Here is a 21,747-nt window from a genome sequence, read left to right on the forward strand (position 1 = left end):
GTGATAAAAACAGCAGTGGGAGGCATTGGCCTCCCACTGGTCAGTCATCAGTGCGATCCGTGAACACGGATTATAAGATAAATCGGCTCAGATCTTCATCTGCTACCAACTCATCAAGGTGACTGCGTACATAATCTGCATCGATCGTCACGGTTTGGCCGTTCATTTCGCTGGCGCCGTAGGATACTTCTTCGATCAGTCGTTCCAGCACCGTGTGCAGACGGCGGGCGCCGATGTTCTCCGTGCGCTCGTTAACCTGCCAGGCCGCTTCCGCGATACGACGGATGCCGTCCGGCTGGAACGTGATGTTGACGCCTTCGGTTTCCATCAATGCCTGATACTGACGGGTCAGCGACGCGCTGGGTTCGGTCAGAATACGTTCGAAGTCTTCGGTGGTCAGCGCCTGCAATTCCACGCGAATCGGCAGACGACCCTGCAGCTCGGGGATCAGGTCCGACGGGCTGGCGACCTGGAACGCGCCGGAGGCGATGAACAGGATGTGGTCGGTTTTCACCATGCCGTGCTTGGTGGATACGGTACAGCCTTCCACCAGCGGCAGCAGGTCGCGCTGCACCCCTTCGCGGGACACGTCCGGACCGGAGGTGTCGCCCCGTTTGCAGATCTTGTCGATCTCATCGATAAACACGATGCCGTGCTGCTCTACCGCTTCGATCGCCTGTTGCTTAAGCTCTTCCGGGTTGACCAGCTTGGCGGCTTCTTCTTCCACCAGTAGCTTGAAGGCTTCGCGAATCTTGATTTTGCGGTTTTTCTGTTTCTGACCCGCCAGATTCTGGAACATTGACTGCAACTGATTGGTCATCTCCTCCATGCCCGGAGGGGCCATGATTTCGACGCCGACGGGAGCCGCCGCCAGCTCGATTTCGATCTCTTTATCGTCAAGCGACCCTTCGCGCAGTTTCTTGCGAAACGCCTGACGGGCGGCAGACGGCTCGTGATTCTCTTCCGTCTGGCCCCAGTTGTTCTTGGCCGGCGGAATTAGCACGTCCAGAATGCGCTCCTCGGCCAGCTCTTCGGCGCGGTAGCGATTTTTCTCCATCGACTGCTGGCGCACCATCTTGATGGCGACATCGGTCAGGTCGCGGATAATCGAGTCTACTTCCTTGCCGACGTAGCCCACTTCGGTGAATTTGGTCGCTTCCACCTTGATGAACGGGGCGTTGGCCAGCTTGGCGAGACGACGGGCGATTTCGGTTTTCCCCACCCCGGTCGGGCCGATCATCAGAATGTTTTTCGGGGTGACTTCATGGCGCAGGCTCTCTTCCAGCTGCATGCGGCGCCAGCGGTTACGCAAGGCAATCGCCACGGCGCGCTTCGCTTTGTGCTGGCCGATGATGTAGCTATCAAGCTCGCTGACTATTTCGCGCGGGGTCATTTCAGACATAGTAGATCCTTACGCCTTGGAGGCTAATTCTTCAATCGTGTGGAACTGGTTGGTGTAGATGCAGATGTCACCCGCAATACCCAGTGATTTTTCGACAATCTCCCGGGCGCTTAATTCGGTATTTTCCAGCAGGGCGCGCGCGGCAGCCTGCGCGTAGGGGCCGCCGGAGCCGATAGCGATCAGATCGTTTTCCGGCTGAATCACGTCGCCGTTGCCGGTGATGATCAGCGACGCGTTTTCGTCGGCGACCGCCAGCAGCGCTTCCAGCCGACGCAGCATGCGGTCGGTGCGCCAATCTTTAGCCAGTTCCACGGCGGCCTTCACCAGATGCCCTTGATGCAGCTCCAGCTTGCGTTCGAACAGTTCAAACAGGGTAAACGCATCGGCGGTGCCGCCAGCGAATCCGGCGATAACCCGGTCGTTGTACAGACGGCGTACTTTACGCACGTTGCCTTTCATTACGGTGTTGCCCAGGGTGGCCTGTCCGTCTCCGCCAATCACGACCTGACCGTTGCGGCGTACGCTTACAATTGTTGTCACGAGTTTATCCCCGTTACTGAGAAAAAGGCCCCCGCGCGGACGCGGGGCATATTGACGATAAACATGGGGGAGGGGCGGGGGGTTTTCAACCCCCGCTGGCTAACGGGATGCAGTTGGATTGCCCCATGCCTTTGAGTTTTTGTGCCATTTTGTCGGCCACGGTACGGCTGTTGTACGGCCCGAGCATAATCCGATGCCAGCCGCCGCTGCTGGCGATACGGCTTTCGACGCCGGCAAACGCCAGTTCCGCTCTTACCGATTCGGCAGGCTCCGCCGTCTTGAACGAACCGCATTGCACCATCCAGCGTTGTTCTTTCTCTGGCTTGGTGTTCTCTGCTGTCTTGCTGTCGGCTTTGGCGGTTTCTTTGGCTGCCGTTTCCGTTTTGACGGCCTCTTTACGGGGCTCTGTCTGCACCGGTTTCTGCGCCGTCTGTGCCGGTGGCGTCGTCGCCTGGGTCGTATGATGCTGGCTGGCCGCCGGAACGGCAGTCGTGGTACGCGGCGGCGTCGGCGGCGTCATGGTGCTGGTATTGGGCACGATCGGCACGACCGTCTGCGGCCTGGGCGCTACCGAGCGGGCCGGCATCTGGCTTTGATCGTTGTAGGGCACTTCCGTCAGCGTGGTCGGTTGGCGTTTCATGTCCGACTGCATCTGCTCCAGCAGTTGCCGCTGTTCATCGGTAAGTTGGCCCGTCGACTGGATTTCTCCGCCCGCCGAGGGTTCGGTCGGCGAAGCAACGCCAATCTGCCGGTTTTCCAGTTCCTTGATATAACGCCAGCGCTCTTCCGGTTTAGGCGGCAACCCGTTGCCTTTGGTCCCCTGATGCGGCAGGACCGGCGATTCGTCCGGCTTATTGTGGGCGATAAAATAGAGTCCGCCGGCAAACGTGACCAGCACGGCAACGGCCAGCGCTATCATCGTCTTGGATGCGCCCGAGGACCCGCCTCGTTTCCGGCTGGATGTTTTTTTCCGGCGCGTTCCAGAACGCCCCCGGCTGACATAGTCTCGTTGTGCCACAATCGTTTCGTTGCGAAAAAAATAAGTAACAGGTCGCCATGTTACTGAACCCTAAAATGTTTGACCAGCACCGGAATTCTTAAAGCCTGTAACACGCAGAGACGGCGCGGCGGTGCTGTCGCGGATAATCAGTTGGCTGGATATCAGCCGCGACCCCCGCTGGACCTTGTGTTGCTGCAATTGAGCCAGCAGCAATAGCATGGCTTCGCGACCGATATCGTAGCGCGGCTGGGAAACGGTGGTCAGCGCCGGAAAGCAGTGGCTGGCCTGCGCGATGTCATCGAACCCGACCAGCGACAGGTCACGCGGCACGTCCAGCCCCATTTTGCGCGCCTGCGTCAGCGCTCCCAGCGCCATGACGTCGCAGTGGCAGAAAATCGCGGTGGGCGGCGTGGGGTGCGACATCAACCGTATCAGGCCGCGGGAACCGGTGTCATAGCTGAAGTCGCCGCGCACGATGTACTGGTTGTCGATCACCAGCCCGCAGCGGCGTAACGCCTGAATATAGCCCTGTAGCCGGTATTCGCTGATCGGAATCTGTTCCGGACCGGCGATACAGGCGATGCGCCGGTGCCCCAACTGATTGAGATAACTGACGGCCTCGAACGCCGCGGTCAGGTTATCGATGTGTACGGTGGGCATATCCAGCTCAGGGGCGAACTCATTTGCCATCACCATCGGCGGCAGATGACGGCGTTCGTCCTTGCCGGCATCAAACGGCAGCTGCGAGCCCAGCAGCAGAATGCCGTCGATCTGCCGGGTAGTGATCAGGTCCAGAAAGGTCTTTTCCGTTTTGCGCTGGTGGGCGCAATCGCCAATCAGTACCAGATAGCCGCGTTCCGCCGCCGTTTCCTCAATACCGCGCAGCATTTCGGTGAAAAAGGGATCGCAGATATCGGGAACGAGCGCCAGAATCGTTCTTGACTCATGCCGTTTCATATTACGGGCAAGATTTTGTGCAGAGTATCCCACCGCCAGCGCGGCCTGCTCCACCTTTTGGCGAGTGGTGGCCGACACCTTCTCAGGATTGGTCAAGGCGCGGGACACCGTTGCGGTGGATACGCCGGCCTGGTCGGCAACGTCTTTCATCGTTGCGGGCGGGATGAATTTTTTCTGCTCCAACGCATTTCCTCCTTGCGTCAGCGTTTACTGGCGCCGTAGTCAAGGGACCGCTATCAAAGGCCGGCCACCGTTTTTCAGGATGTCTGATTTTGCCATGCGCCGTCATGAAACGCGGCATGACCAGGCGGTGCTGTCGTGAAGTATCGTATGGTTCAGGGTTCCCGACCGGACATGCTCCGTGCGGGCGGCGACGGTATCGGGAGCCCTATGCACAGGTATAGCACTGGGTGGCGGGTTGTCACCCCGGCGCCTGGCGTCCGGTGTTGTGCCAACCGCCTGATCAGCATACTGCTTCCGCCATCACTCTTAACAGATTGCATTCAATATTTATCGAATAATTTACGCAGGCGCAGCCTGAATTATCTGTTTCTCGGGGCTGTTCGCAAAAAATGCCGCTGCTGCTGGCATCAGATATTCCGGCGGCTCAGAATCGGCTCAATTGTCCGTCGGGTCGACATCCATCACCCATTTCACTTTGCGCGTTTGCGGCAGGGTATCGATCAACGGCATGGAATTGCGGATCAGTCGTTGCAGCGTGGCGCGCGACGGATGCTGCAGCAGCAATTGCCAGCGAAAACGCCCGGCACGCTTGGGTTGCAGCGCCGGCACCGGTCCCATCAGCCACAGCGAGTCGTCGCGCAGCGGACTGGCTTCCAGCAGATTGCGTAACTGCTGCAGGAACAGGCTGGCCTGCTGATTGTCGTGGTCATCGGCCCGGAACAGCACATGGCTGGTAAACGGCGGCAGGAGCACGCTCTGGCGTTCTTTCAGCGTCTGGCTGGCGAAAGCGTCGTAGCCCTGATGCAGCAGCGTCTGCAACAGCGGATGCTCCGGGTGGTGGGTTTGCAGCACCACTTCGCCCGCCTTGCCGGCGCGACCGGCGCGACCGGACACCTGGGTGTAGAGCTGGGCGAAGCGTTCGGTGGCGCGGAAGTCGGCGGAAAACAGCGAACTGTCGACATCCAGCAACGCCACGAGCGTGACGTCGGGAAAGTGGTGGCCTTTGGCGAGCATCTGGGTGCCGATCAGAATGCGGGCGCCGCCCTGGCGAACCTGCGCCAGTTGCTGCTCCAGCGCCCCTTTGCGGCTGGTGGTATCGCGATCGATACGGGTGATCGGAGCCTCGGGAAACAGCGTCGGCAGCGCCTGTTCCAACTGTTCGGTGCCCAGGCCGACCGGCACCAGATGGGTGGAGCCGCACTGCGGGCATTGCTGCGGTATCGGACGCTGGCTGTCGCAGTGGTGGCAACGCATCATCCGTTGATGCTGGTGCAGGGTGTAGTAGCTGTCGCAGCGCTGGCATTCGGCGATCCAGCCGCATTCATGGCACAGCACCACCGGCGCGAAACCCCGGCGGTTGAGAAACAGGATGATCTGATTGTCCGCGGCCAGGTGATGGCGGATGCGGTTGATTAACGGCTGCGACAAACCGGTGGTCAGCGGCAGCCCTTTCAGGTCCAGCAAATGTTGCTGCGCCAGTCGGGCATTGCCGGCGCGCTTGCTAAGACGCAACTGGCGGTATTTGCCAATCTGCACGTTATAAAGCGTTTCCAGCGCCGGCGTGGCCGACCCCATGACGATGGGAATGTCTTCCTGCCGGGCGCGGAACACCGCCAGATCGCGGGCGTGATAACGCCAGCCTTCCTGCTGCTTGTAGGAGCCGTCGTGTTCTTCGTCGATGACGATCAGCCCCAGTCGGGCAAAAGGGGTAAACAGCGCGGAACGGGTGCCGATGACGATGGCCGCTTCGCCTTGTCTGGCGCGCAGCCACACCGACAGCCGCTCGCCGTCGTTCAGCCCTGAATGCAGCGCTTCCACCGGCGCGTTGAATCGATCGCGGAAGCGGGCGATGGTTTGCGGCGTCAGGCCGATTTCCGGCACCAGCACCAGCGCCTGCTTGCCTTGCGCCAGAATATTTTCCAGCACGCTGAGGTAGACCTCGGTTTTGCCGGAGCCGGTAATGCCCGCCAGCAGCCAGGCGGCAAAATGATCGTCTTCGCTGCGTATGGCGCCGACGGCGGTAGCCTGTTCGGTATTAAGACGCAGGCGCTCGCCCGTCAGGCTGAAATCGTTGCGCCAGTCCCGCACCTGCTGCGGCAGCGCGCGCAGTTCGCTCAGCCCTTTTTCACGCAGCGCCTGCAGCGCGGCTTCCGTCAGCTCGGTTTCCGCCATCTGATGGCGGTACAGCGGCCCTTGTAGCAGCGCCGCCAGCGCCTGCTGTTGCTTGGGCGCCCGTTTCAGCGCGTTCAGCGGCGTGGCGCGCCCCTGCTCGGTAGCGAACCATTGCCAGAGCGGCGCGCTATGGGCCGGTTTTCCCTGACGGAGTAAAATCGGCAGGGCATGGAACAGCACCTCGCCAAGCGGATAGTGGTAATACTCCGCCGCCCACAGCAGGATGCGCCACAGACTGTCCGGAAACAGCGGGGCGGCGTCGAGTACGTCGTGCAGTGGTTTAAGCTGTTCCAGCGGCAGTTCGCTGCCGGCGCTCAGGGCAGTGACGATACCGATCATCTTACGGTTGCCGAAGGGAACGCTGACGCGCACGCCCGGCACCGGCGGCGTCGCGCCTGGCGGCAGCCGGTAATCAAACGTGCGCGTCAGCGGTACCGGCAAGGCAACCTGAACAACGGGCATGGTCTCTGCGTTCAAATGCGTCATGAAAGTCTTACGTCATGCATGAGGGTTTGTCTGCCGTCACGGTACTGTGCGCGGATGCGTTGTGCAATCTTGCGCGCCATCTTGTTTATCAGAGGCGGCGAGTCCGCACGGATCCAATTGCATCGGGTGGTTAATTTCTGTATGATCCGCCGCCTTTATACCTTGTGGTGTAAAGAACATTTCACTCAACTTCGTGTGGTGTCTGGCGGAACAGGGCTGGATAGCGACACGGCCTTAAACAGAGGTTTCCCATGAAAGAAGGTATTCACCCGAATTACGTTGAAATTACCGCTACTTGCTCTTGCGGTAACGTCATCAAAACCCGTTCCACTGCTGCTCATGACCTGAACCTGGACGTGTGCGGCGCTTGCCACCCGTTCTTCACCGGCAAACAGCGTGTCGTTGACACCGGTGGTCGTGTTGAGCGTTTCAACAAACGCTTCAGCGTCCCGGGCACCAAAAAATAATTGGTTTTTGCACCGGGGCGGAAAACCGGTTAACCGGTTTTCCAGCCAAAACAAAGGCACCTGCGGGTGCCTTTGTCGTTTCTGGTGTCTTTCCCCATCCGCTCCAAACGGGCGAGTCAGTATTCCCACGTATCCGGGTCGATCCCCATCTCACGCATAATTGCCTTGGCGGCATCGGGAATTTCGTCGCCGCGTTCTTTACGCAGGTCGTCATCATTCGGTAAGGGTTGGCCGGTAAAAGCGTGCAAAAACGCCTCACACAGTAACTCGCTATTGGTTGCGTGACGCAGGTTGTTGACCTGACGACGGGTACGCTCGTCTGTCAGTATCTTCAGCACCTTCAAAGGGATAGATACGGTGATCTTCTTAACCTGCTCACTCTTCTTGCCGTGTTCAGCGTATGGGCTTACGTATTCGCCATTCCACTCAGCCATGGGATACCTTAAATATTGATCGTGATAAAAACAGTCACTGGCACAAAACACCATAATTCTAACGATTATTATAGGGATGCTCAATCTATACGCAAAGAAGTTTAGAAGTCCAGATGTATTGACGTCTATATCGTCCGGGTTTACTCTTTAATCTCTTTACCTCAGTCCTCCAGTCAGGAAAAGCACCGATGACGCGTAAACAGGCTACTATCGCAGTCCGCAGTGGGTTAAACAATGACGAGCAGTTCGGTTGCGTTGTTCCCCCGATTCATCTCTCCAGCACCTACAATTTCACCGGCTTTAATGAACCCAGAGCGCACGACTATTCCCGGCGCGGCAACCCGACCCGTGATGTGGTTCAACGCGCGTTGGCGGAACTGGAGGGGGGCGCGGGCGCGGTCATGACCAGCAGCGGCATGTCGGCGATTCTGCTGGTCTGTACGGTGTTTTTGCGGCCTGGCGACCTGTTGGTGGCTCCGCTCGATTGCTACGGCGGCAGCTACCGTTTGTTCGACAGCCTGAGCAAACGCGGCGCCTACCGGGTGAAATTCGTCGATCAGGGCAATGCGGCCGAACTGCAGGCGGCGCTGGCGGAAAAACCGAAGCTGGTGCTGGTGGAAAGTCCCAGCAACCCGCTGCTGCGCGTGGTGGATATCGCGGCTATCTGTCAGGCGGCGCGAGACGCGGGCGCAGTGAGCGTGGTGGATAACACCTTCCTGAGCCCGGCGTTGCAAAATCCGCTGAAGCTGGGGGCGGATCTGGTGGTGCACTCTTGCACCAAATACCTCAATGGTCATTCGGACGTGGTAGCCGGCGCGGTTATCGCCCGCGATCCAGCGGTGGTGACGGAGCTGGCCTGGTGGGCCAACAACATCGGCGTGACCGGCGCGGCCTTTGACAGCTACCTGTTGCTGCGCGGTCTGCGCACGCTGTCGCCGCGTATGACGCTCGCGCAGAAGAATGCGCTGCAAATTGTGGAGTATTTGCGGCATCAGCCGCTGGTGAAAGCGTTGTATCATCCGTCTTTACCCGAGAATGCCGGTCATGAGATTGCCCGTCGGCAGCAGTCCGGTTTTGGCGCGATGCTGAGTTTTGAGCTGGATGGCGATGAAGGTACCCTGCGCCGTTTTCTGGCCGCACTGGAATTGTTCACGCTGGCGGAATCGTTGGGCGGCGTAGAGAGCCTGATTTCTCACGCGGCTACCATGACCCACGCCGGCATGGCGCCGGAAGCGCGCGCCGCCGCCGGTATCTCGGAGACGTTATTGCGTATTTCTGTCGGCATTGAAGACGGCGACGATCTGGTTGCCGATCTGGACAGAGCATTTCAGGCAGCAGCCAAGAGGTAACAATGAGTGCGTTAGGGATAGCAGCGGCCGTGAAGGGACGGCAACTGCACAAATTCGGCGGCAGCAGCCTGGCTGATGTGAAATGTTATCAGCGCGTCGCCGGCATCATGGCGGATTACAGCCAGGCGGGCGATTTGATGGTGGTATCGGCGGCGGGCAGCACCACCAACCAGTTGATCAGCTGGTTAAACCTCAGCCAGTCGGATCGGATTTCCGCCCATCAGGTACAACAGTCGCTGCGCCGTTATCAAAGCGAGCTGATTTCCGGTTTGCTGCCGGCCGAAACGGCAGCGCCGCTTATCAATGAATTCATTCGCGATCTGGAACGTCTGGCCGCGTTGCTGGATGGCAAGCTCACCGACGCCGCCTACGCCGAGGTGGTCGGGCACGGCGAAATCTGGTCCGCCCGTTTGATGGCGGCGGTATTGAATCAGAAAAAACTGCCTGCCGCCTGGCTGGATGCGCGTACCTTCCTGCGCGCCGAGCGTGCGGCGCAGCCGCAGGTCGATGAAGGTCGTTCCTGGCCGCTGTTGCAACAACTGCTGACCCAGCATGCCGGGCAGCGTCTGGTGATTACCGGTTTTATCAGTAGTAACGACGCAGGCGAAACCGTCCTGCTGGGCCGTAACGGCAGCGACTATTCCGCTACGCAGATTGGCGCGTTGGCTGGCGTCGAGCGCGTCACCATCTGGAGCGACGTGGCCGGCGTCTACAGCGCTGACCCGCGTAAGGTGAAAGACGCCTGCCTGTTGCCGTTGCTGCGGCTGGATGAAGCCAGCGAGCTGGCCCGTCTGGCGGCGCCGGTATTGCATGCCCGCACCCTGCAGCCGGTTTCCGGCAGCGATATCGATCTGCAATTGCGCTGTAGCTACCAACCTGAACAAGGGTCGACCCGCATTGAGCGCGTGCTGGCCTCCGGCACCGGCGCCAAGATTGTCACCAGTCATGATGATGTTTGTCTGATTGAGATTGGCGTACCGGCGGAGCACGATTTTGCCCGCACCCACAAAGACGTCGAACAGTTGTTGCAAAAATCCCAGATCCGGCCGCTGGCGCTGGGCGTGCATCAGGATCGCAACCTGCTGCAGCTGTGCTACACCTCGGAAGTGGTGCATAGCGCCTGGCAGGTGCTGGAGCAGGCGGCGTTGCCGGTATCGCTTCATCTGCGCGAAGGGCTGGCGCTGGTGGCGCTGGTGGGGGCGGGCGTTTGCCGCAACCCGCTGCACAGCCACCGTTTCTACCAGCAACTGCGCGACCAGCCGATTGAGTTCGTCTGGCAGGCGGAAGACGACATCAGTCTGGTGGCGGTGCTGCGTGTAGGACCGACCGAGCATCTGGTGCGCGGTCTGCATCATTCGCTGTTCCGGGCGGAAAAACGCATCGGGCTGGTGTTGTTCGGCAAAGGCAACATCGGTTCGCGCTGGCTGGAGCTGTTTGCCCGGGAGCAGAGCCTGATTTCGGCGCGCACCGGTTTTGAGTTCACGCTGGCGGGCGTGGTGGACAGTTCCCGCAGCCTGCTGAATTACGACGGGCTGGACGCCAGTCGTGTGCTGGCTTTCTTCGGCGATGAAGCGCAGGAACGTGACGACGATGAGCTGTTCCTGTGGATGCGCGCCCATCCGTATGATGATTTGGTGGTGCTGGATGTGACCGCCAGCCAGTCGGTTGCCGATCTCTATCTGGATTTCGCCAGCTATGGTTTCCATGTGATCAGCGCCAACAAACTGGCGGGCGCATCCGGCGGCGACAACTATCGGCAGATCCGCGACGCGTTCGCCAAAACCGGGCGCCACTGGCTGTACAACGCCACCGTTGGCGCCGGGTTGCCGGTGAACTATGCGGTACGGGACCTGCGTGAAAGCGGCGATAGCATTCTGGCTATCAGCGGTATCTTCTCCGGCACGCTGTCATGGTTGTTCCTGCAGTTTGACGGCACGGTGCCTTTTACCGAACTGGTGGATCAAGCCTGGCAGCAGGGATTGACCGAGCCGGATCCGCGCGTCGATCTTTCCGGTCAGGATGTGATGCGCAAGCTGGTTATTCTGGCGCGCGAAGCGGGTTATGAAATCGAGCCCAATCAGGTGCGGGTGGAATCGCTGGTGCCTGCCGGATGCGAGAACGGTTCGGTGGATCAGTTCTTTGAAGACGGCGAGCCGCTGAATCAGCAAATGTTGCAGCGACTGGAAGCCGCCAACGAGATGGGGCTGGTGCTGCGCTATGTCGCCCGCTTCGATGTCAACGGCAAGGCGCGCGTAGGCGTGGAAGCCGTGCGGGCGGATCATCCGCTGGCGGCGTTGTTGCCGTGTGATAACGTGTTCGCTATCGAAAGCCGCTGGTATCGCGATAACCCGCTGGTGATTCGCGGCCCGGGAGCCGGTCGCGACGTAACGGCCGGGGCGATTCAGTCGGATCTCAATCGGTTGGCGCAACTGTTGTAATCGTGTCGGTTGAAATCGCGTCAGTTGAAATCAGACGGCGTTAGTCATCATGTCTTAAAGCCCGCAGCCGCGGGCTTTTTTATGCCTTCGGTTCATCCAGTGGCGAGGGCCGCGTTTTTTGCCAATACTGAGGGTGCATCCCTTACATTTCATGTGTGTTTTTTCTGTGATGAGGCATGACGGCCTGCCGTACGCCACCATGAATTTTCTTCATCTTGCATGAACAAACATCAGTATTTATCGCGCTGAAAAGCGTTGACTCTTTAAGCGGATTCGGTCATTTTCTATATAGACGTCTAAACGTATAGACGTTTGTAGAAAATAACGATGATAATGGCGAATCGAGGTAAGGATATGAGCTTTTTCCACGCGAACCATCAGGAAGCGTTGAACCAGAACCTGGCGGAATTACAGGGCCGGATTAACGTTTCCTTTGAGTTTTTCCCACCGCGCACCAGCGAGATGGAAGAAACACTGTGGAACTCCATTGACCGCCTCAGCAGCCTGAAACCCAAATTCGTGTCGGTGACCTACGGCGCCAATTCCGGCGAGCGTGACCGCACTCACAGCATCATCAAAGGCATCAAGGAACGTACCGGCCTGGAAGCCGCGCCGCACCTGACCTGCATCGATGCTTCCCGCGACGAACTGAAAGCCATTGCCCAGGACTACTGGCAGAGCGGCATCCGCCACATCGTCGCCCTGCGCGGCGACTTACCGCCGGATAGCGGCAAACCGGAGATGTACGCTTCTGATCTGGTCACCTTGCTCAAGGAAGTAGGGGATTTTGATATTTCGGTCGCGGCCTATCCGGAAGTGCATCCGGAAGCGAAAAGCGCGCAGGCGGACCTGATCAATCTCAAACGCAAGATTGACGCCGGCGCCAGCCGTGCCATCACACAGTTCTTTTTTGACGTGGAAAGCTATCTGCGCTTTCGCGATCGCTGCGTCACGACCGGCATCGATGTGGAAATCGTCCCCGGTATTCTGCCGGTGTCGAACTTCAAACAGTTGCAGCGTTTCGCCACCATGACCAATGTGCGTGTGCCGAACTGGATGACCGCCATGTTCGAAGGGCTGGATAACGACCCGGAAACCCGCAAGATGGTCGGCGCGTCGATCGCCATGGATATGGTGAAGATCCTCAGCCGTGAAGGCGTGAAGGATTTCCATTTCTATACCCTGAACCGTTCGGAACTGAGCTACGCCATCTGCCATACGCTGGGCGTGCGCCCGGTGACGGCCGCCTGATTTCCTCGCCGATTATTGCGCTGAATGCCCGCCCGGAGATATCCGGGCGGGCATTCGTGCTTAAGGCATGGGGTATTTGGCGTGAATAACGATATTCGAAAATAAAAAGCGCTATTCGAAGATAAAAAAAGGGCGGGCCGAAGCCCGCCAAAGTTTCGTTGGCTTTATAAAAATTTATGTGGTCAGGAATGTTTCGAGTTCTTCGCTGCCGCCGATATGGCGGCCGCCCATGAATACCTGGGGAACGGTGCTACGCCCGGTCACCGCCCGCAGGCTCACCGTGGTGGCATCCTTACCCAGCATGATTTCTTCGTATTGAATACCGCGATCCTGCAGCAACTGTTTGGCTTTGGCGCAAAACGGGCAGCCGGGTTTGGTAAACAGTGAAACAGATTCCTGAACCTTATAGTGAGGAGCAAGGTACTTCAGCATGGTGTCGGCGTCGGAAACTTCAAACGGGTCGCCCGGCTTGTTGGGTTCAACAAACATTTTCTCCACCACGCCGTGACGAACCAGCATGGAGTAGCGCCAGGAGCGGGGGCCGAAGCCCAGTTCTGCTTTTTCGACCAGCATGTTCATGGCGCGGGTGAATTCGCCGTTGCCATCGGGAATAAACGTAATGTTTTCTGCGTCTTGGTCGGCTTTCCAGGCATTCATCACAAAAGTATCGTTCACAGATACGCATAAAACCGCATCCACGCCAAATTGCTTGAATACCGCAGCCAACTCGTTATAGCGTGGCAAATGACTGGAAGAGCAGGTTGGTGTAAAGGCCCCTGGCAAGGAAAAGACGACCACGGTCTTGTTGTTGAAGAGTTCCCCGGTCGTCACGTCAACCCATTGATCCCCCTGACGGGTATGGAAAGTTACTGACGGAATTTTCTTGCCTTCTTGGCTTACAAACATTTTTCAGTCCCTGCTAGTCGAAACGTTCTGTTTGGCTGAATCCGTCAGTGATCAGGACTCGATTCGTTAGGGACATTATTCATTATCAAATGTTGATAGGACTAATCGTTCGTTGCTATCCTATCTATCGCTAGGGACTATCATGTTTAGGGGAATCAGGGCATGAATATTCGGGATTTAGAGTATCTGGTGGCATTGGCGGAGCATCGCCATTTTCGACGCGCAGCGGACTCCTGCCACGTCAGCCAGCCCACGCTGAGCGGCCAGATCCGCAAACTGGAAGACGAACTGGGGGTGATGCTGCTGGAGAGAACCAGCCGCAAAGTCCTGTTCACTCAGGCGGGGTTGCTGCTGGTCGAGCAGGCCAGAACCGTATTGCGTGAAGTGAAGGTGCTGAAGGAGATGGCCAGTCAGCAGGGCGAAACCATGTCCGGTCCGCTGCATATCGGCCTGATCCCGACGGTCGGTCCTTATCTGCTGCCCCAGATTATTCCGATGTTGCACCGCACTTTCCCGAAGCTGGAAATGTACCTGCATGAAGCCCAGACTCACCAACTGCTGGCCCAGCTCGACAGCGGCAAGCTGGATTGCGCCATTCTGGCGATGGTGAAAGAGTCGGAAGCGTTTATCGAAGTGCCGTTGTTTGATGAGCCGATGAAGCTGGCGATTTATCAGGATCACCCTTGGGCGAACCGCGAGCGGGTGGCGATGTCCGATTTGTCGGGCGAAAAACTGCTGATGCTGGAAGACGGGCACTGCCTGCGCGATCAGGCGATGGGATTTTGTTTCCAGGCGGGCGCGGACGAGGATACCCATTTCCGCGCCACCAGTCTGGAAACTCTGCGCAACATGGTAGCGGCGGGCAGCGGTATTACCCTGCTGCCGTCGCTGGCGGTGCCGCGGGAACGAGTGCGTGACGGCGTGTGCTATTTGCCTTGTTACAAACCGGAGCCCAAACGCACCATCGCGCTGGTGTATCGTCCGGGCTCGCCGTTGCGCGGCCGTTATGAACAACTGGCCGATTCAGTGCGCGAGCACATGCAGCTCCACATGGAACAGCTGTCAAAACAGTCTGATTAATCAAAGCCAAAACGATTCGTTATCAAAAAACCGGTTGTTAAAACAACCGGTTTAAACCGTTCAGCGCCGCTACCCGATAGGCTTCGGCCATAGTCGGGTAGTTGAATGTGGTGTTCACAAAATACTCGATGGTATTGCCTTCGCCTTTCTGTTCCATGATGGCCTGACCGATGTGAATGATTTCGGCCGCGCGTTCGCCAAAGCAGTGAATGCCCAGAATCTGCTTGGTTTCGCGGTGGAACAGAATTTTCAGGCTACCGACGTTCATCCCGACAATTTGCGCTCGCGCCAGGTGCTTGAACTGGGCGCGGCCGACTTCATACGGCACTTTCATGGCGGTGAGTTCCTGCTCGGTTTTGCCGACGGAGCTGATCTCCGGGATCGTGTAAATACCGGTGGGAATATCCTCGATCAGATGCGCGGTGGCGTCGCCTTTGGTGATGGCCTGCGCCGCGATGCGGCCCTGATCATAGGCGGCCGACGCCAGGCTGGGATAACCGATCACATCGCCCACGGCGTAGATGTGCGCCTGAGCGGTCTGGTACATGCTGTTAACCTTCAACTGGCCGCGGCTGTCCGTTTCCAGCCCAATATTTTCCAGCCCCAGCGTTTCGGTGTTGCCGGTGCGTCCGTTGGCGTAGAGCAGGCAATCCGCCTTCATCTTTTTGCCGGATTTCAGATGGATGATGACGCCGTCATCCAGGCCTTCGATGCGTTCGAATTCCTCGTTGTGACGAATTACCACGCCGCTGTTCCAGAAGTGATAGGACAACGCGTCGGACATCTCCTGATCGAGAAACGCCAGCAGCCGATCGCGGGTATTGATCAGATCGACCTTCACGTTCAACCCCCGGAAGATCGACGCATATTCGCAGCCGATCACCCCAGCACCGTAGATGATCACGTGTTTGGGTTCATAATCCAGATCGAGAATGGAGTCGCTGTCGTAGATGCGGGGATGATGGAAATCCACCCCGGCCGGATGATAAGGCCGCGAACCGGTGGCGATAATGATATTTGCGGCGGTCAGCGTATCGTGGGTGTCATCCGGGTAGAAGACCGCGACGGTATGCGCATCAATAAAACGCGCCTCGCCGGAAAACAGTTCGCAGTGATTACGTTCGTAGAAACCCTGGCGCATGCGGGTTTGCTGGCCGATCACGCTGTCGGCGTGACGCAGGATATCGGAAAATGAGGAACTGATGACGCGGGCGTTGTCGCTGTAGAGTGGGTTTTGATTGAATTCGATGATGCGGCTGACGGCGTGTCGGAGGGCTTTGGATGGGATGGTTCCCCAGTGGGTACAGCCACCGCCAACATTGTAATGCCGTTCTATCACGGCAATTTTCGCCCCTTGTTTGGCGAGCCCCATGGCCGCCCCTTCACCGCCCGGACCCGAACCAATCACGATGGCATCGTAATCGTATTGCTGTTGTATGGACATGGTAGGAACCACCTGTTTTTATACAAATTACTAACGCGATTGTAACATCGTCCTGCTGATAACCCAATCATCCCTGATATCCGTATGGGAACCGATGATCACATTTTTACTATGGCAAACTTTGGCGCAGTATGTGGAGAGTAAAGTTTGTTATAGTGCTTCCCTTGATTTAAGGAGAGCCGATGACTGCGGGCAGGATAATGGGTGTCAGAGCACAACAAAAAGAACGAACTCGTCGTTCCCTGATTGAGGCCGCTTTCAGCCAGTTAAGCGCTGAACGCAGTTTTGCCAGCCTGAGTTTGCGTGAGGTGGCTCGTGAAGCCGGCATTGCCCCTACCTCGTTTTATCGCCATTTCCGCGATGTGGACGAACTGGGGTTGACGATGGTGGATGAAAGCGGGTTGATGCTGCGCCAGCTGATGCGGCAGGCGCGCCAGCGTATCGTCAAAAGCGGCGGCAGCGTGATCAGAACATCGGTATCGACGTTCATGGAATTCATCGGCAATAACCCCAACGCCTTTCGGCTGCTCTTGCGCGAACGTTCCGGTACTTCAGCGGCATTCCGTGCTGCCGTGGCGCGTGAAATTCAGCATTTTATCGCTGAACTGGCGGACTATCTTGAAGTCGAAAATCATATCCCGCGCAGCTTCGCGGAGGCACAGGCGGAAGCGATGGTGATCATCGTATTCAGCGCCGGCGCTGAAGCGCTGGATGTGGATATAGAGCAGCGACGCCAGCTGGAAGAGCGGCTGGTGTTGCAGTTGCGCATGATTGCCAAAGGCGCCTATTACTGGTATCGCAAAGAGCAGGGTAAGGGGTTTGCCTACCCTGAGGGATAATCAGAGGAAAAGTCATGACAGAGCAGATAAATTCAGAGAAAAGTACGCTGGTGCTGGCGCTGGCGGCCGGTTTGTCCGCGAATGGTTCCTTTGTCGCCGTGTTCAGTTCTATCGTGCCGTTTTCCATCTTTCCGCTGATTGCGCTGGTTCTGTCGGTGTACTGCCTGCATCAGCGTTACATGCATCATGCCATGCCAAAAGGCACACCGCTGCTGGCGGCGGGCTGTTTCCTGTTCGGTTTGCTGCTTTACAGCGCTATTGTGCGCGCCGAGTACCCGCAAATCGGCTCCAATTTCGTGCCGTCAATCCTGTGCGTGGTGCTGGCGCTGTGGCTGGTAGTGAAGCTGCGGGCCCGCAAGCCCGACAGTGAAACCAACACGCCTTAATCCGTAGTGAGGTTACTGACGCTTTTCCAGTAACACGCCGCATTCCATGTGGTGGGTATAAGGGAACTGGTCAAACAGCGCCAACTGGCTGATTCGGTGCGTCTGACTTAGGGTTTCCAGGTTGGCGCACAGCGTTTCCGGGTTGCAGGAGATGTACAGAATGCGCGGGTACGCCTGCACCAGTTTTACGGTGCCGTCGTCCAGGCCGCTGCGGGGCGGATCGACAAAAATGGTTTCACAGCGATAGCCGCTCAGATCGATGCCTTGCAGGCGGTTGAACTGACGCACGCCGTTCATGGCCTGGGTGAATTCCTCCGCCGCCATGCGAATAATCTGTACGTTATCAATCTGGTTGGCGGCAATATTGTACTGCGCCGCCGCGACCGATGGCTTGGCGATTTCGGTTGCCAGCACCCGCTCGAAATTGCGCGCCAGCGCCAGCGAAAAGTTACCGTTGCCGCAGTACAGTTCCAGCAGATCGCCTTTCGACCCCTGCGTCACCGATAGCGCCCACTCCAGCATCTGGATATTCATCATCGCATTGGGTTGGGTGAAGCTGTTTTCCACCTGACGATAAATCATCTGACGGCCGGCGACCGGCAGGCACTCGTCCACGTAATCCCGATCCAAACAGATTTTGGTTTTGGTGGCGCGGCCAATCAGTTGCAGGGCAAAACCCTGACTGCGCAGTTGATCACGCAGGAGGCGGGCGTGCTGCTGCCATTCGTCATCCAGCGCTTTGTGGTAGAGCAACGAAACTGCAATCTCACCGCTAAGCGTGGAGAGATAATCAATCTGAAACAGCTTGCGCCGCAGCACCGGCTCGGCCCGCAGGGCACTGAGCAGCGCCGGCATCAGGCGGTTGATCAACTCGCTGGCGGCCGGAAACTGATCGACGCGGATCCGCTGTTTGGTCTGCTGATCAAACATAATGTGGTACAAGTCATCGCCATCATGCCAGATCCGAAATTCCGCCCGCATCCGGTAGTGACTGACCGGCGATCGGAACACGGCCGGCGCCGGCGCATCGAATGGCGCCATCATGGCTCCGAGGCGCCCGGTTTTTTCTTCAAGTTGGGCGTCATACTGGTCGATGGGCAGAATCTCTGGCGTCATGATGGTCTCATCTGAAAAACGGCTGGGATAGGGTGGCGATGTTGTCAGGGCGCGATTGTAGGGCATCCAGAAGGGATGTCCAGCCTTGTTGCACGGATTCTCTTATCCAAAATGGAAGTCTAGACATCCACCTGCCTCGATCGTAGCATGGGCGTCCGGTCTTGCCTCGCAGGTGAAAAGGGAATCCAGTGCGAATCTGGAACTGACGCGCAGCGGTAAGGGGAATGGGCGACGATAGCGTGATGCGGACACTGTCCTGACGGATGGGAAGTCATCGCCGCCTAGCCAGTCATCATGGCATAACCCCGAGTCCGAAGACCTGCCGGAATACGTCGCAATGTTTCATGGTCATCGCGTGCTATCGATCATGAGGGTGCGGCATCCTGCCAATTCAGTTTGGATGCTTAGAATGTTTACTAAAAAAACCACAATGCTGGCGGCGATGGTAGCCACAGCTTTTTCAGGATGGGCGCAGGGTAGCGACAACACACAGCAAAACAGCAATGACGCAATGGTGGTGACCGCCAACCGTTTCCCCCAGCCGATTTCTTCCGTACTGGCACCCACTACCGTGGTGACGCGTGATGATATTGATCGTTGGCAGTCGAAGAGTTTGTCGGATGTGATGCGCCGACTTCCGGGTGTCGATTTCTACCAGAGCGGCGGGTTGGGGCAATTGAACTCTCTGTTTATTCGTGGTTCTTCTTCAAGCCATGTGCTGGTGTTGATTGACGGTATTCGGCTTAACCAGGCCGGCGTCAGCGGTTCTTCCGATATCAGCCAAATCCCGATCTCTCTGGTTCAGAAAGTAGAATATATCCGCGGACCGCGTTCCGCCGTTTATGGTTCGGATGCGATTGGCGGTGTGGTTAACATCATCACGACACGCGAGAAGAAAGGTACCACGCTTTCCGCAGGTATCGGCTCCAATGGTTATCAATCTTATGACGCTGCGACCCAGCAGCAGCTGGGGGCCAATACGCTGGCAACCTTTGCAGGCAATTACACCTATACCAGAGGGTTTAATGTGGTTGCCAACTTGCCTGATCCCTTTGGGGATCCTGCTCAGTCTGACCGCGATGGCTTTATGAGCAAAACGTTATACGGCAATGTCGAGCATCAGTTCAGCGATAGCATAAGTGGATTCTTACGTGGATACGGTTTTGACAATCGGACCGCGTATGATGGTACCGCCAGCTTTAATCGTGTGGGGGCATTTCCCGATACAAGGCAGCTCTATAGCCAATCTTGGGATGGTGGATTACGTTATCACCAAGACATTTGGTCATCTCAGCTGATTACCAGCTACAGCCACAGTAAAGACTATAATTACGATCCGCGTTTTGGCCGCTCTGATATTTCCGCAACGTTGGATGATATTCAGCAGTACAACGTTCAGTGGGGCAACAGTGTTCAGGTTGGTAAAGGGAATATCGGCGTTGGGGTCGACTGGCAGAAACAGACCACCGAGCCTGGAACCAATTTTGTCACCAATGGGTATGAGTTGCGGAATACTGGCGTTTATACCACGGCGTTGCAGTCATTCGGGCCAGTAACACTTGAAGGTGCGTTGCGTAGTGATGATAGCTCTCAGTTTGGTCAGCATACTACCTGGCAGAGCAGTGCCGCGTGGGAGTTTGTTGAAGGGTATCGTCTGCTGGCTTCTTATGAGACGGGTTATAAGGCACCTACAGTTGGTCAATTGTATGGGTCATTTGCTGGAAATCCCAACCTGAAACCTGAGGAAAGCAAGCAATGGGAAGGCGGTATTGAAGGTCTTACCGGTCCGGTGAACTGGCATGTATCGGCATATCGCAATGATGTGGATAACCTGATCCAGAGCGGCAGTGCGCCGACTTTTGCAAATATGAACGTGGGACGCGCCCGTTTACAAGGTGTGGAAGCAACCGCATCGTTTGATACAGGGTTCGTATCACACAAACTGTCATACGATTATCTGGATCCACGTAATGTCGACACGAATGAAGTTCTGACCAGACGTGCCCGGCAGCAATTCAAATATGATCTGGACTGGCAGTTCAACGACCTAGACTGGACGGTGACCTATCATTATTTAGGTGAGCGTTATGACCAGAACTTTAATACATCAGAGAGGGTGAAGTTGGCTGGTGTCAGTCTGTGGGATGTTGCTGCGTCATATCCCGTCACCTCACATCTGACAGTTCGTGCTAGAATAGCCAACCTGTTCGATAAGAATTATGAGACGGTATATGGCTACCGAACTGCAGGGCGAGAATACTATCTCACCGGAAGCTATAGTTTCTGATTTACCCGCCCGCCCCACGGTCCTTGTATTTGATTCCGGGGTGGGCGGTTTGTCTGTTTATGATGAAGTTCGCAACCTACTGCCGGACTTACATTATATCTACGCCTTTGATAACGAGGCTTTTCCCTACGGAGAAAAGCCTGAGCAATTTATCATTGAGCGCGTGGTGTCTATCGTTGACGCGGTGGAAAAACAACATCCGCTGTCATTGGTCATCATTGCCTGTAATACAGCCAGTACGATTTCACTCCCGGCACTGCGTGCGCGCTTTAATTTCCCCGTCGTTGGTGTGGTGCCCGCGGTAAAACCGGCTGCCAAATTGACCCGGAACGGCGTCGTTGGGTTGCTGGCGACGCGTGCCACGGTCCAGCGTCCTTATACGCACGAACTGATTTCCCGCTTTGCCAATGACTGTCAGATTCTGTTGCTGGGGTCTGCAGAGTTGGTTGAATGGGGGGAGGCCAAACTTCATGGGGAAACGGTACCTGAGGACGCGTTGCGGAAAATCCTCAAGCCCTGGCTGAAATTGTCGGAACCCCCGGATACGGTCGTTCTGGGATGTACTCATTTCCCTCTGTTATCGGAAGAGTTGCAGCAGGTATTGCCTGACGGCACACGGCTTGTCGATTCGGGCTCCGCTATTGCGCGCAGAACAGCATGGCTGATCGAGCATCTGGAGAATCCGAAATTGTCGACAGAGCGCAATCTGGCTTACTGTTTATCGATTACACCTAAGGTCGCGACACTGTTGCCTGTTCTGCGCCGTTATGGTTTCAGTTCGCTGGAACGATTAACGCTTTTGCCTGCTGGCGAATAAATATTGAGCGGTCAAAATTATTTTTGAAATTAGTGCTTGTCAGCGACGGAGAAGTCCCTATAATGCGCCTCCACTGACACGGCAACGGCAACAAACCGAAGCGGTTTCAGTAAGAAATCAGGCGCATATCGCTTGACTTCTTTTCGGGAAAGCATAATATATGCGACCCGCGACCACGGTAAGTGGTCATGCT

General features: G+C 56.9%; 18 protein-coding genes and 1 riboswitch. Of the genes, 9 read left to right on the forward strand and 9 right to left on the reverse strand.

Annotation, left to right across the window (positions count from 1 at the left end; genetic code table 11):
* Nucleotides 1–70 precede the first annotated feature (70 nt).
* The 5 genes from hslU to priA all read right to left on the reverse strand — a co-directional run bounded on the left by hslU (nt 71) and on the right by priA (nt 6,716).
* The gene (hslU, locus tag DXXMK7_RS01080) at nt 71–1,402 is read right to left on the reverse strand and encodes an HslU--HslV peptidase ATPase subunit (protein ID WP_038664546.1); all 1,332 of its coding nucleotides are present in this window, start codon (nt 1,400–1,402) and stop codon (nt 71–73) included.
* Between the two features lie 9 nt (nt 1,403–1,411).
* The gene (gene hslV / locus DXXMK7_RS01085) at nt 1,412–1,942 is read right to left on the reverse strand and encodes an ATP-dependent protease subunit HslV (RefSeq protein ID WP_012767897.1); all 531 of its coding nucleotides are present in this window, start codon (nt 1,940–1,942) and stop codon (nt 1,412–1,414) included.
* An 85-nt stretch (nt 1,943–2,027) separates the two neighbouring features.
* Complete coding sequence (gene ftsN / locus DXXMK7_RS01090) at nt 2,028–2,960, reverse strand: cell division protein FtsN (protein WP_071605138.1); 933 nt, start codon at nt 2,958–2,960, stop codon at nt 2,028–2,030.
* A gap of 51 nt (nt 2,961–3,011) precedes the next feature.
* Nucleotides 3,012–4,082, reverse strand: a complete 1,071-nt coding sequence (cytR, locus tag DXXMK7_RS01095) for a DNA-binding transcriptional regulator CytR (RefSeq protein WP_038917486.1) — start codon at nt 4,080–4,082, stop codon at nt 3,012–3,014.
* Nucleotides 4,083–4,517: 435 nt separating this feature from the next.
* Nucleotides 4,518–6,716: a primosomal protein N' gene (gene priA / locus DXXMK7_RS01100; protein ID WP_038920760.1), complete on the reverse strand. Its 2,199-nt coding sequence runs from the start codon at nt 6,714–6,716 to the stop codon at nt 4,518–4,520.
* 275 nt (nt 6,717–6,991) lie between these two features.
* Between priA and rpmE the strand changes: the two genes are divergently transcribed.
* On the forward strand, nt 6,992–7,207 hold the full coding sequence (gene rpmE / locus DXXMK7_RS01105; protein WP_013315900.1) for a 50S ribosomal protein L31: 216 nt from the start codon (nt 6,992–6,994) through the stop codon (nt 7,205–7,207).
* Between the two features lie 116 nt (nt 7,208–7,323).
* On the opposite strand, the gene metJ is transcribed toward rpmE, so the two are convergent.
* On the reverse strand, nt 7,324–7,641 hold the full coding sequence (gene metJ / locus DXXMK7_RS01110; protein ID WP_013315901.1) for a met regulon transcriptional regulator MetJ: 318 nt from the start codon (nt 7,639–7,641) through the stop codon (nt 7,324–7,326).
* Between the two features lie 188 nt (nt 7,642–7,829).
* Between metJ and metB the strand changes: the two genes are divergently transcribed.
* The 3 genes from metB (at nt 7,830) to metF (ending at nt 12,679) form a co-directional block, all read left to right on the forward strand.
* Nucleotides 7,830–8,990, forward strand: coding sequence for a cystathionine gamma-synthase (gene metB, locus DXXMK7_RS01115; RefSeq protein ID WP_038917487.1), 1,161 nt, complete (start codon nt 7,830–7,832; stop codon nt 8,988–8,990).
* A 2-nt stretch (nt 8,991–8,992) separates the two neighbouring features.
* Nucleotides 8,993–11,428, forward strand: coding sequence for a bifunctional aspartate kinase/homoserine dehydrogenase II (locus DXXMK7_RS01120; RefSeq protein ID WP_038917488.1), 2,436 nt, complete (start codon nt 8,993–8,995; stop codon nt 11,426–11,428).
* 354 nt (nt 11,429–11,782) lie between these two features.
* Nucleotides 11,783–12,679 carry a methylenetetrahydrofolate reductase gene (gene metF / locus DXXMK7_RS01125; protein ID WP_038664563.1) on the forward strand — a complete coding sequence of 299 codons (897 nt, stop codon included), beginning with the start codon at nt 11,783–11,785 and terminating at the stop codon, nt 12,677–12,679.
* Between the two features lie 174 nt (nt 12,680–12,853).
* On the opposite strand, the gene DXXMK7_RS01130 is transcribed toward metF, so the two are convergent.
* Nucleotides 12,854–13,585, reverse strand: coding sequence for a glutathione peroxidase (locus tag DXXMK7_RS01130; RefSeq protein ID WP_038664565.1), 732 nt, complete (start codon nt 13,583–13,585; stop codon nt 12,854–12,856).
* 162 nt (nt 13,586–13,747) lie between these two features.
* Here DXXMK7_RS01130 and oxyR point away from each other — a divergent pair, with 162 nt between their 5' ends.
* Nucleotides 13,748–14,665, forward strand: coding sequence for a DNA-binding transcriptional regulator OxyR (gene oxyR, locus DXXMK7_RS01135; RefSeq protein WP_033569035.1), 918 nt, complete (start codon nt 13,748–13,750; stop codon nt 14,663–14,665).
* A gap of 37 nt (nt 14,666–14,702) precedes the next feature.
* Here the strand turns inward: oxyR and sthA are convergent, their stop codons facing one another.
* Nucleotides 14,703–16,103 carry a Si-specific NAD(P)(+) transhydrogenase gene (gene sthA / locus DXXMK7_RS01140; protein ID WP_087881307.1) on the reverse strand — a complete coding sequence of 467 codons (1,401 nt, stop codon included), beginning with the start codon at nt 16,101–16,103 and terminating at the stop codon, nt 14,703–14,705.
* Between the two features lie 206 nt (nt 16,104–16,309).
* Here sthA and fabR point away from each other — a divergent pair, with 206 nt between their 5' ends.
* The gene (fabR, locus tag DXXMK7_RS01145) at nt 16,310–16,948 is read left to right on the forward strand and encodes an HTH-type transcriptional repressor FabR (protein ID WP_038664569.1); all 639 of its coding nucleotides are present in this window, start codon (nt 16,310–16,312) and stop codon (nt 16,946–16,948) included.
* A gap of 14 nt (nt 16,949–16,962) precedes the next feature.
* Nucleotides 16,963–17,334, forward strand: a complete 372-nt coding sequence (locus DXXMK7_RS01150) for a YijD family membrane protein (protein WP_038917489.1) — start codon at nt 16,963–16,965, stop codon at nt 17,332–17,334.
* A 12-nt stretch (nt 17,335–17,346) separates the two neighbouring features.
* Here the strand turns inward: DXXMK7_RS01150 and trmA are convergent, their stop codons facing one another.
* Nucleotides 17,347–18,450, reverse strand: a complete 1,104-nt coding sequence (gene trmA, locus DXXMK7_RS01155; protein WP_038917490.1) for a tRNA (uridine(54)-C5)-methyltransferase TrmA — start codon at nt 18,448–18,450, stop codon at nt 17,347–17,349.
* A 139-nt stretch (nt 18,451–18,589) separates the two neighbouring features.
* Nucleotides 18,590–18,792, forward strand: a riboswitch (cobalamin riboswitch).
* 67 nt (nt 18,793–18,859) lie between these two features.
* Here trmA and btuB point away from each other — a divergent pair.
* Together btuB and murI are read left to right on the forward strand one after the other, a co-directional pair.
* The gene (btuB, locus tag DXXMK7_RS01160) at nt 18,860–20,737 is read left to right on the forward strand and encodes a TonB-dependent vitamin B12 receptor BtuB (protein WP_038920761.1); all 1,878 of its coding nucleotides are present in this window, start codon (nt 18,860–18,862) and stop codon (nt 20,735–20,737) included.
* Nucleotides 20,682–21,554 (forward strand): glutamate racemase, encoded by an 873-nt coding sequence (gene murI, locus DXXMK7_RS01165; RefSeq protein ID WP_038917491.1) that lies wholly within the window; start codon nt 20,682–20,684, stop codon nt 21,552–21,554. Before btuB ends, murI begins: the two co-directional genes overlap by 56 nt.
* Nucleotides 21,555–21,747: the final 193 nt, after the last annotated feature.

Source organism: Dickeya sp. MK7 (assembly GCF_000406305.1).
GTDB lineage: Bacteria > Pseudomonadota > Gammaproteobacteria > Enterobacterales > Enterobacteriaceae > Dickeya > Dickeya fangzhongdai.

Excerpts from the sequence above, each read along its gene's own strand:
- hslU (WP_038664546.1), bottom strand. The coding sequence starts at position 1,402 with ATGTCTGAAATGACCCCGCGCGAAATAGTCAGCGAGCTTGATAGCTAC.
- priA (WP_038920760.1), bottom strand. The coding sequence starts at position 6,716 with ATGCCCGTTGTTCAGGTTGCCTTGCCGGTACCGCTGACGCGCACGTTT.
- rpmE (WP_013315900.1), top strand. The coding sequence starts at position 6,992 with ATGAAAGAAGGTATTCACCCGAATTACGTTGAAATTACCGCTACTTGC.
- metJ (WP_013315901.1), bottom strand. The coding sequence starts at position 7,641 with ATGGCTGAGTGGAATGGCGAATACGTAAGCCCATACGCTGAACACGGC.
- metB (WP_038917487.1), top strand. The coding sequence starts at position 7,830 with ATGACGCGTAAACAGGCTACTATCGCAGTCCGCAGTGGGTTAAACAAT.
- DXXMK7_RS01120 (WP_038917488.1), top strand. The coding sequence starts at position 8,993 with ATGAGTGCGTTAGGGATAGCAGCGGCCGTGAAGGGACGGCAACTGCAC.
- metF (WP_038664563.1), top strand. The coding sequence starts at position 11,783 with ATGAGCTTTTTCCACGCGAACCATCAGGAAGCGTTGAACCAGAACCTG.
- DXXMK7_RS01130 (WP_038664565.1), bottom strand. The coding sequence starts at position 13,585 with ATGTTTGTAAGCCAAGAAGGCAAGAAAATTCCGTCAGTAACTTTCCAT.
- oxyR (WP_033569035.1), top strand. The coding sequence starts at position 13,748 with ATGAATATTCGGGATTTAGAGTATCTGGTGGCATTGGCGGAGCATCGC.
- fabR (WP_038664569.1), top strand. The coding sequence starts at position 16,310 with ATGGGTGTCAGAGCACAACAAAAAGAACGAACTCGTCGTTCCCTGATT.
- DXXMK7_RS01150 (WP_038917489.1), top strand. The coding sequence starts at position 16,963 with ATGACAGAGCAGATAAATTCAGAGAAAAGTACGCTGGTGCTGGCGCTG.
- trmA (WP_038917490.1), bottom strand. The coding sequence starts at position 18,450 with ATGACGCCAGAGATTCTGCCCATCGACCAGTATGACGCCCAACTTGAA.
- btuB (WP_038920761.1), top strand. The coding sequence starts at position 18,860 with ATGTTTACTAAAAAAACCACAATGCTGGCGGCGATGGTAGCCACAGCT.
- murI (WP_038917491.1), top strand. The coding sequence starts at position 20,682 with ATGGCTACCGAACTGCAGGGCGAGAATACTATCTCACCGGAAGCTATA.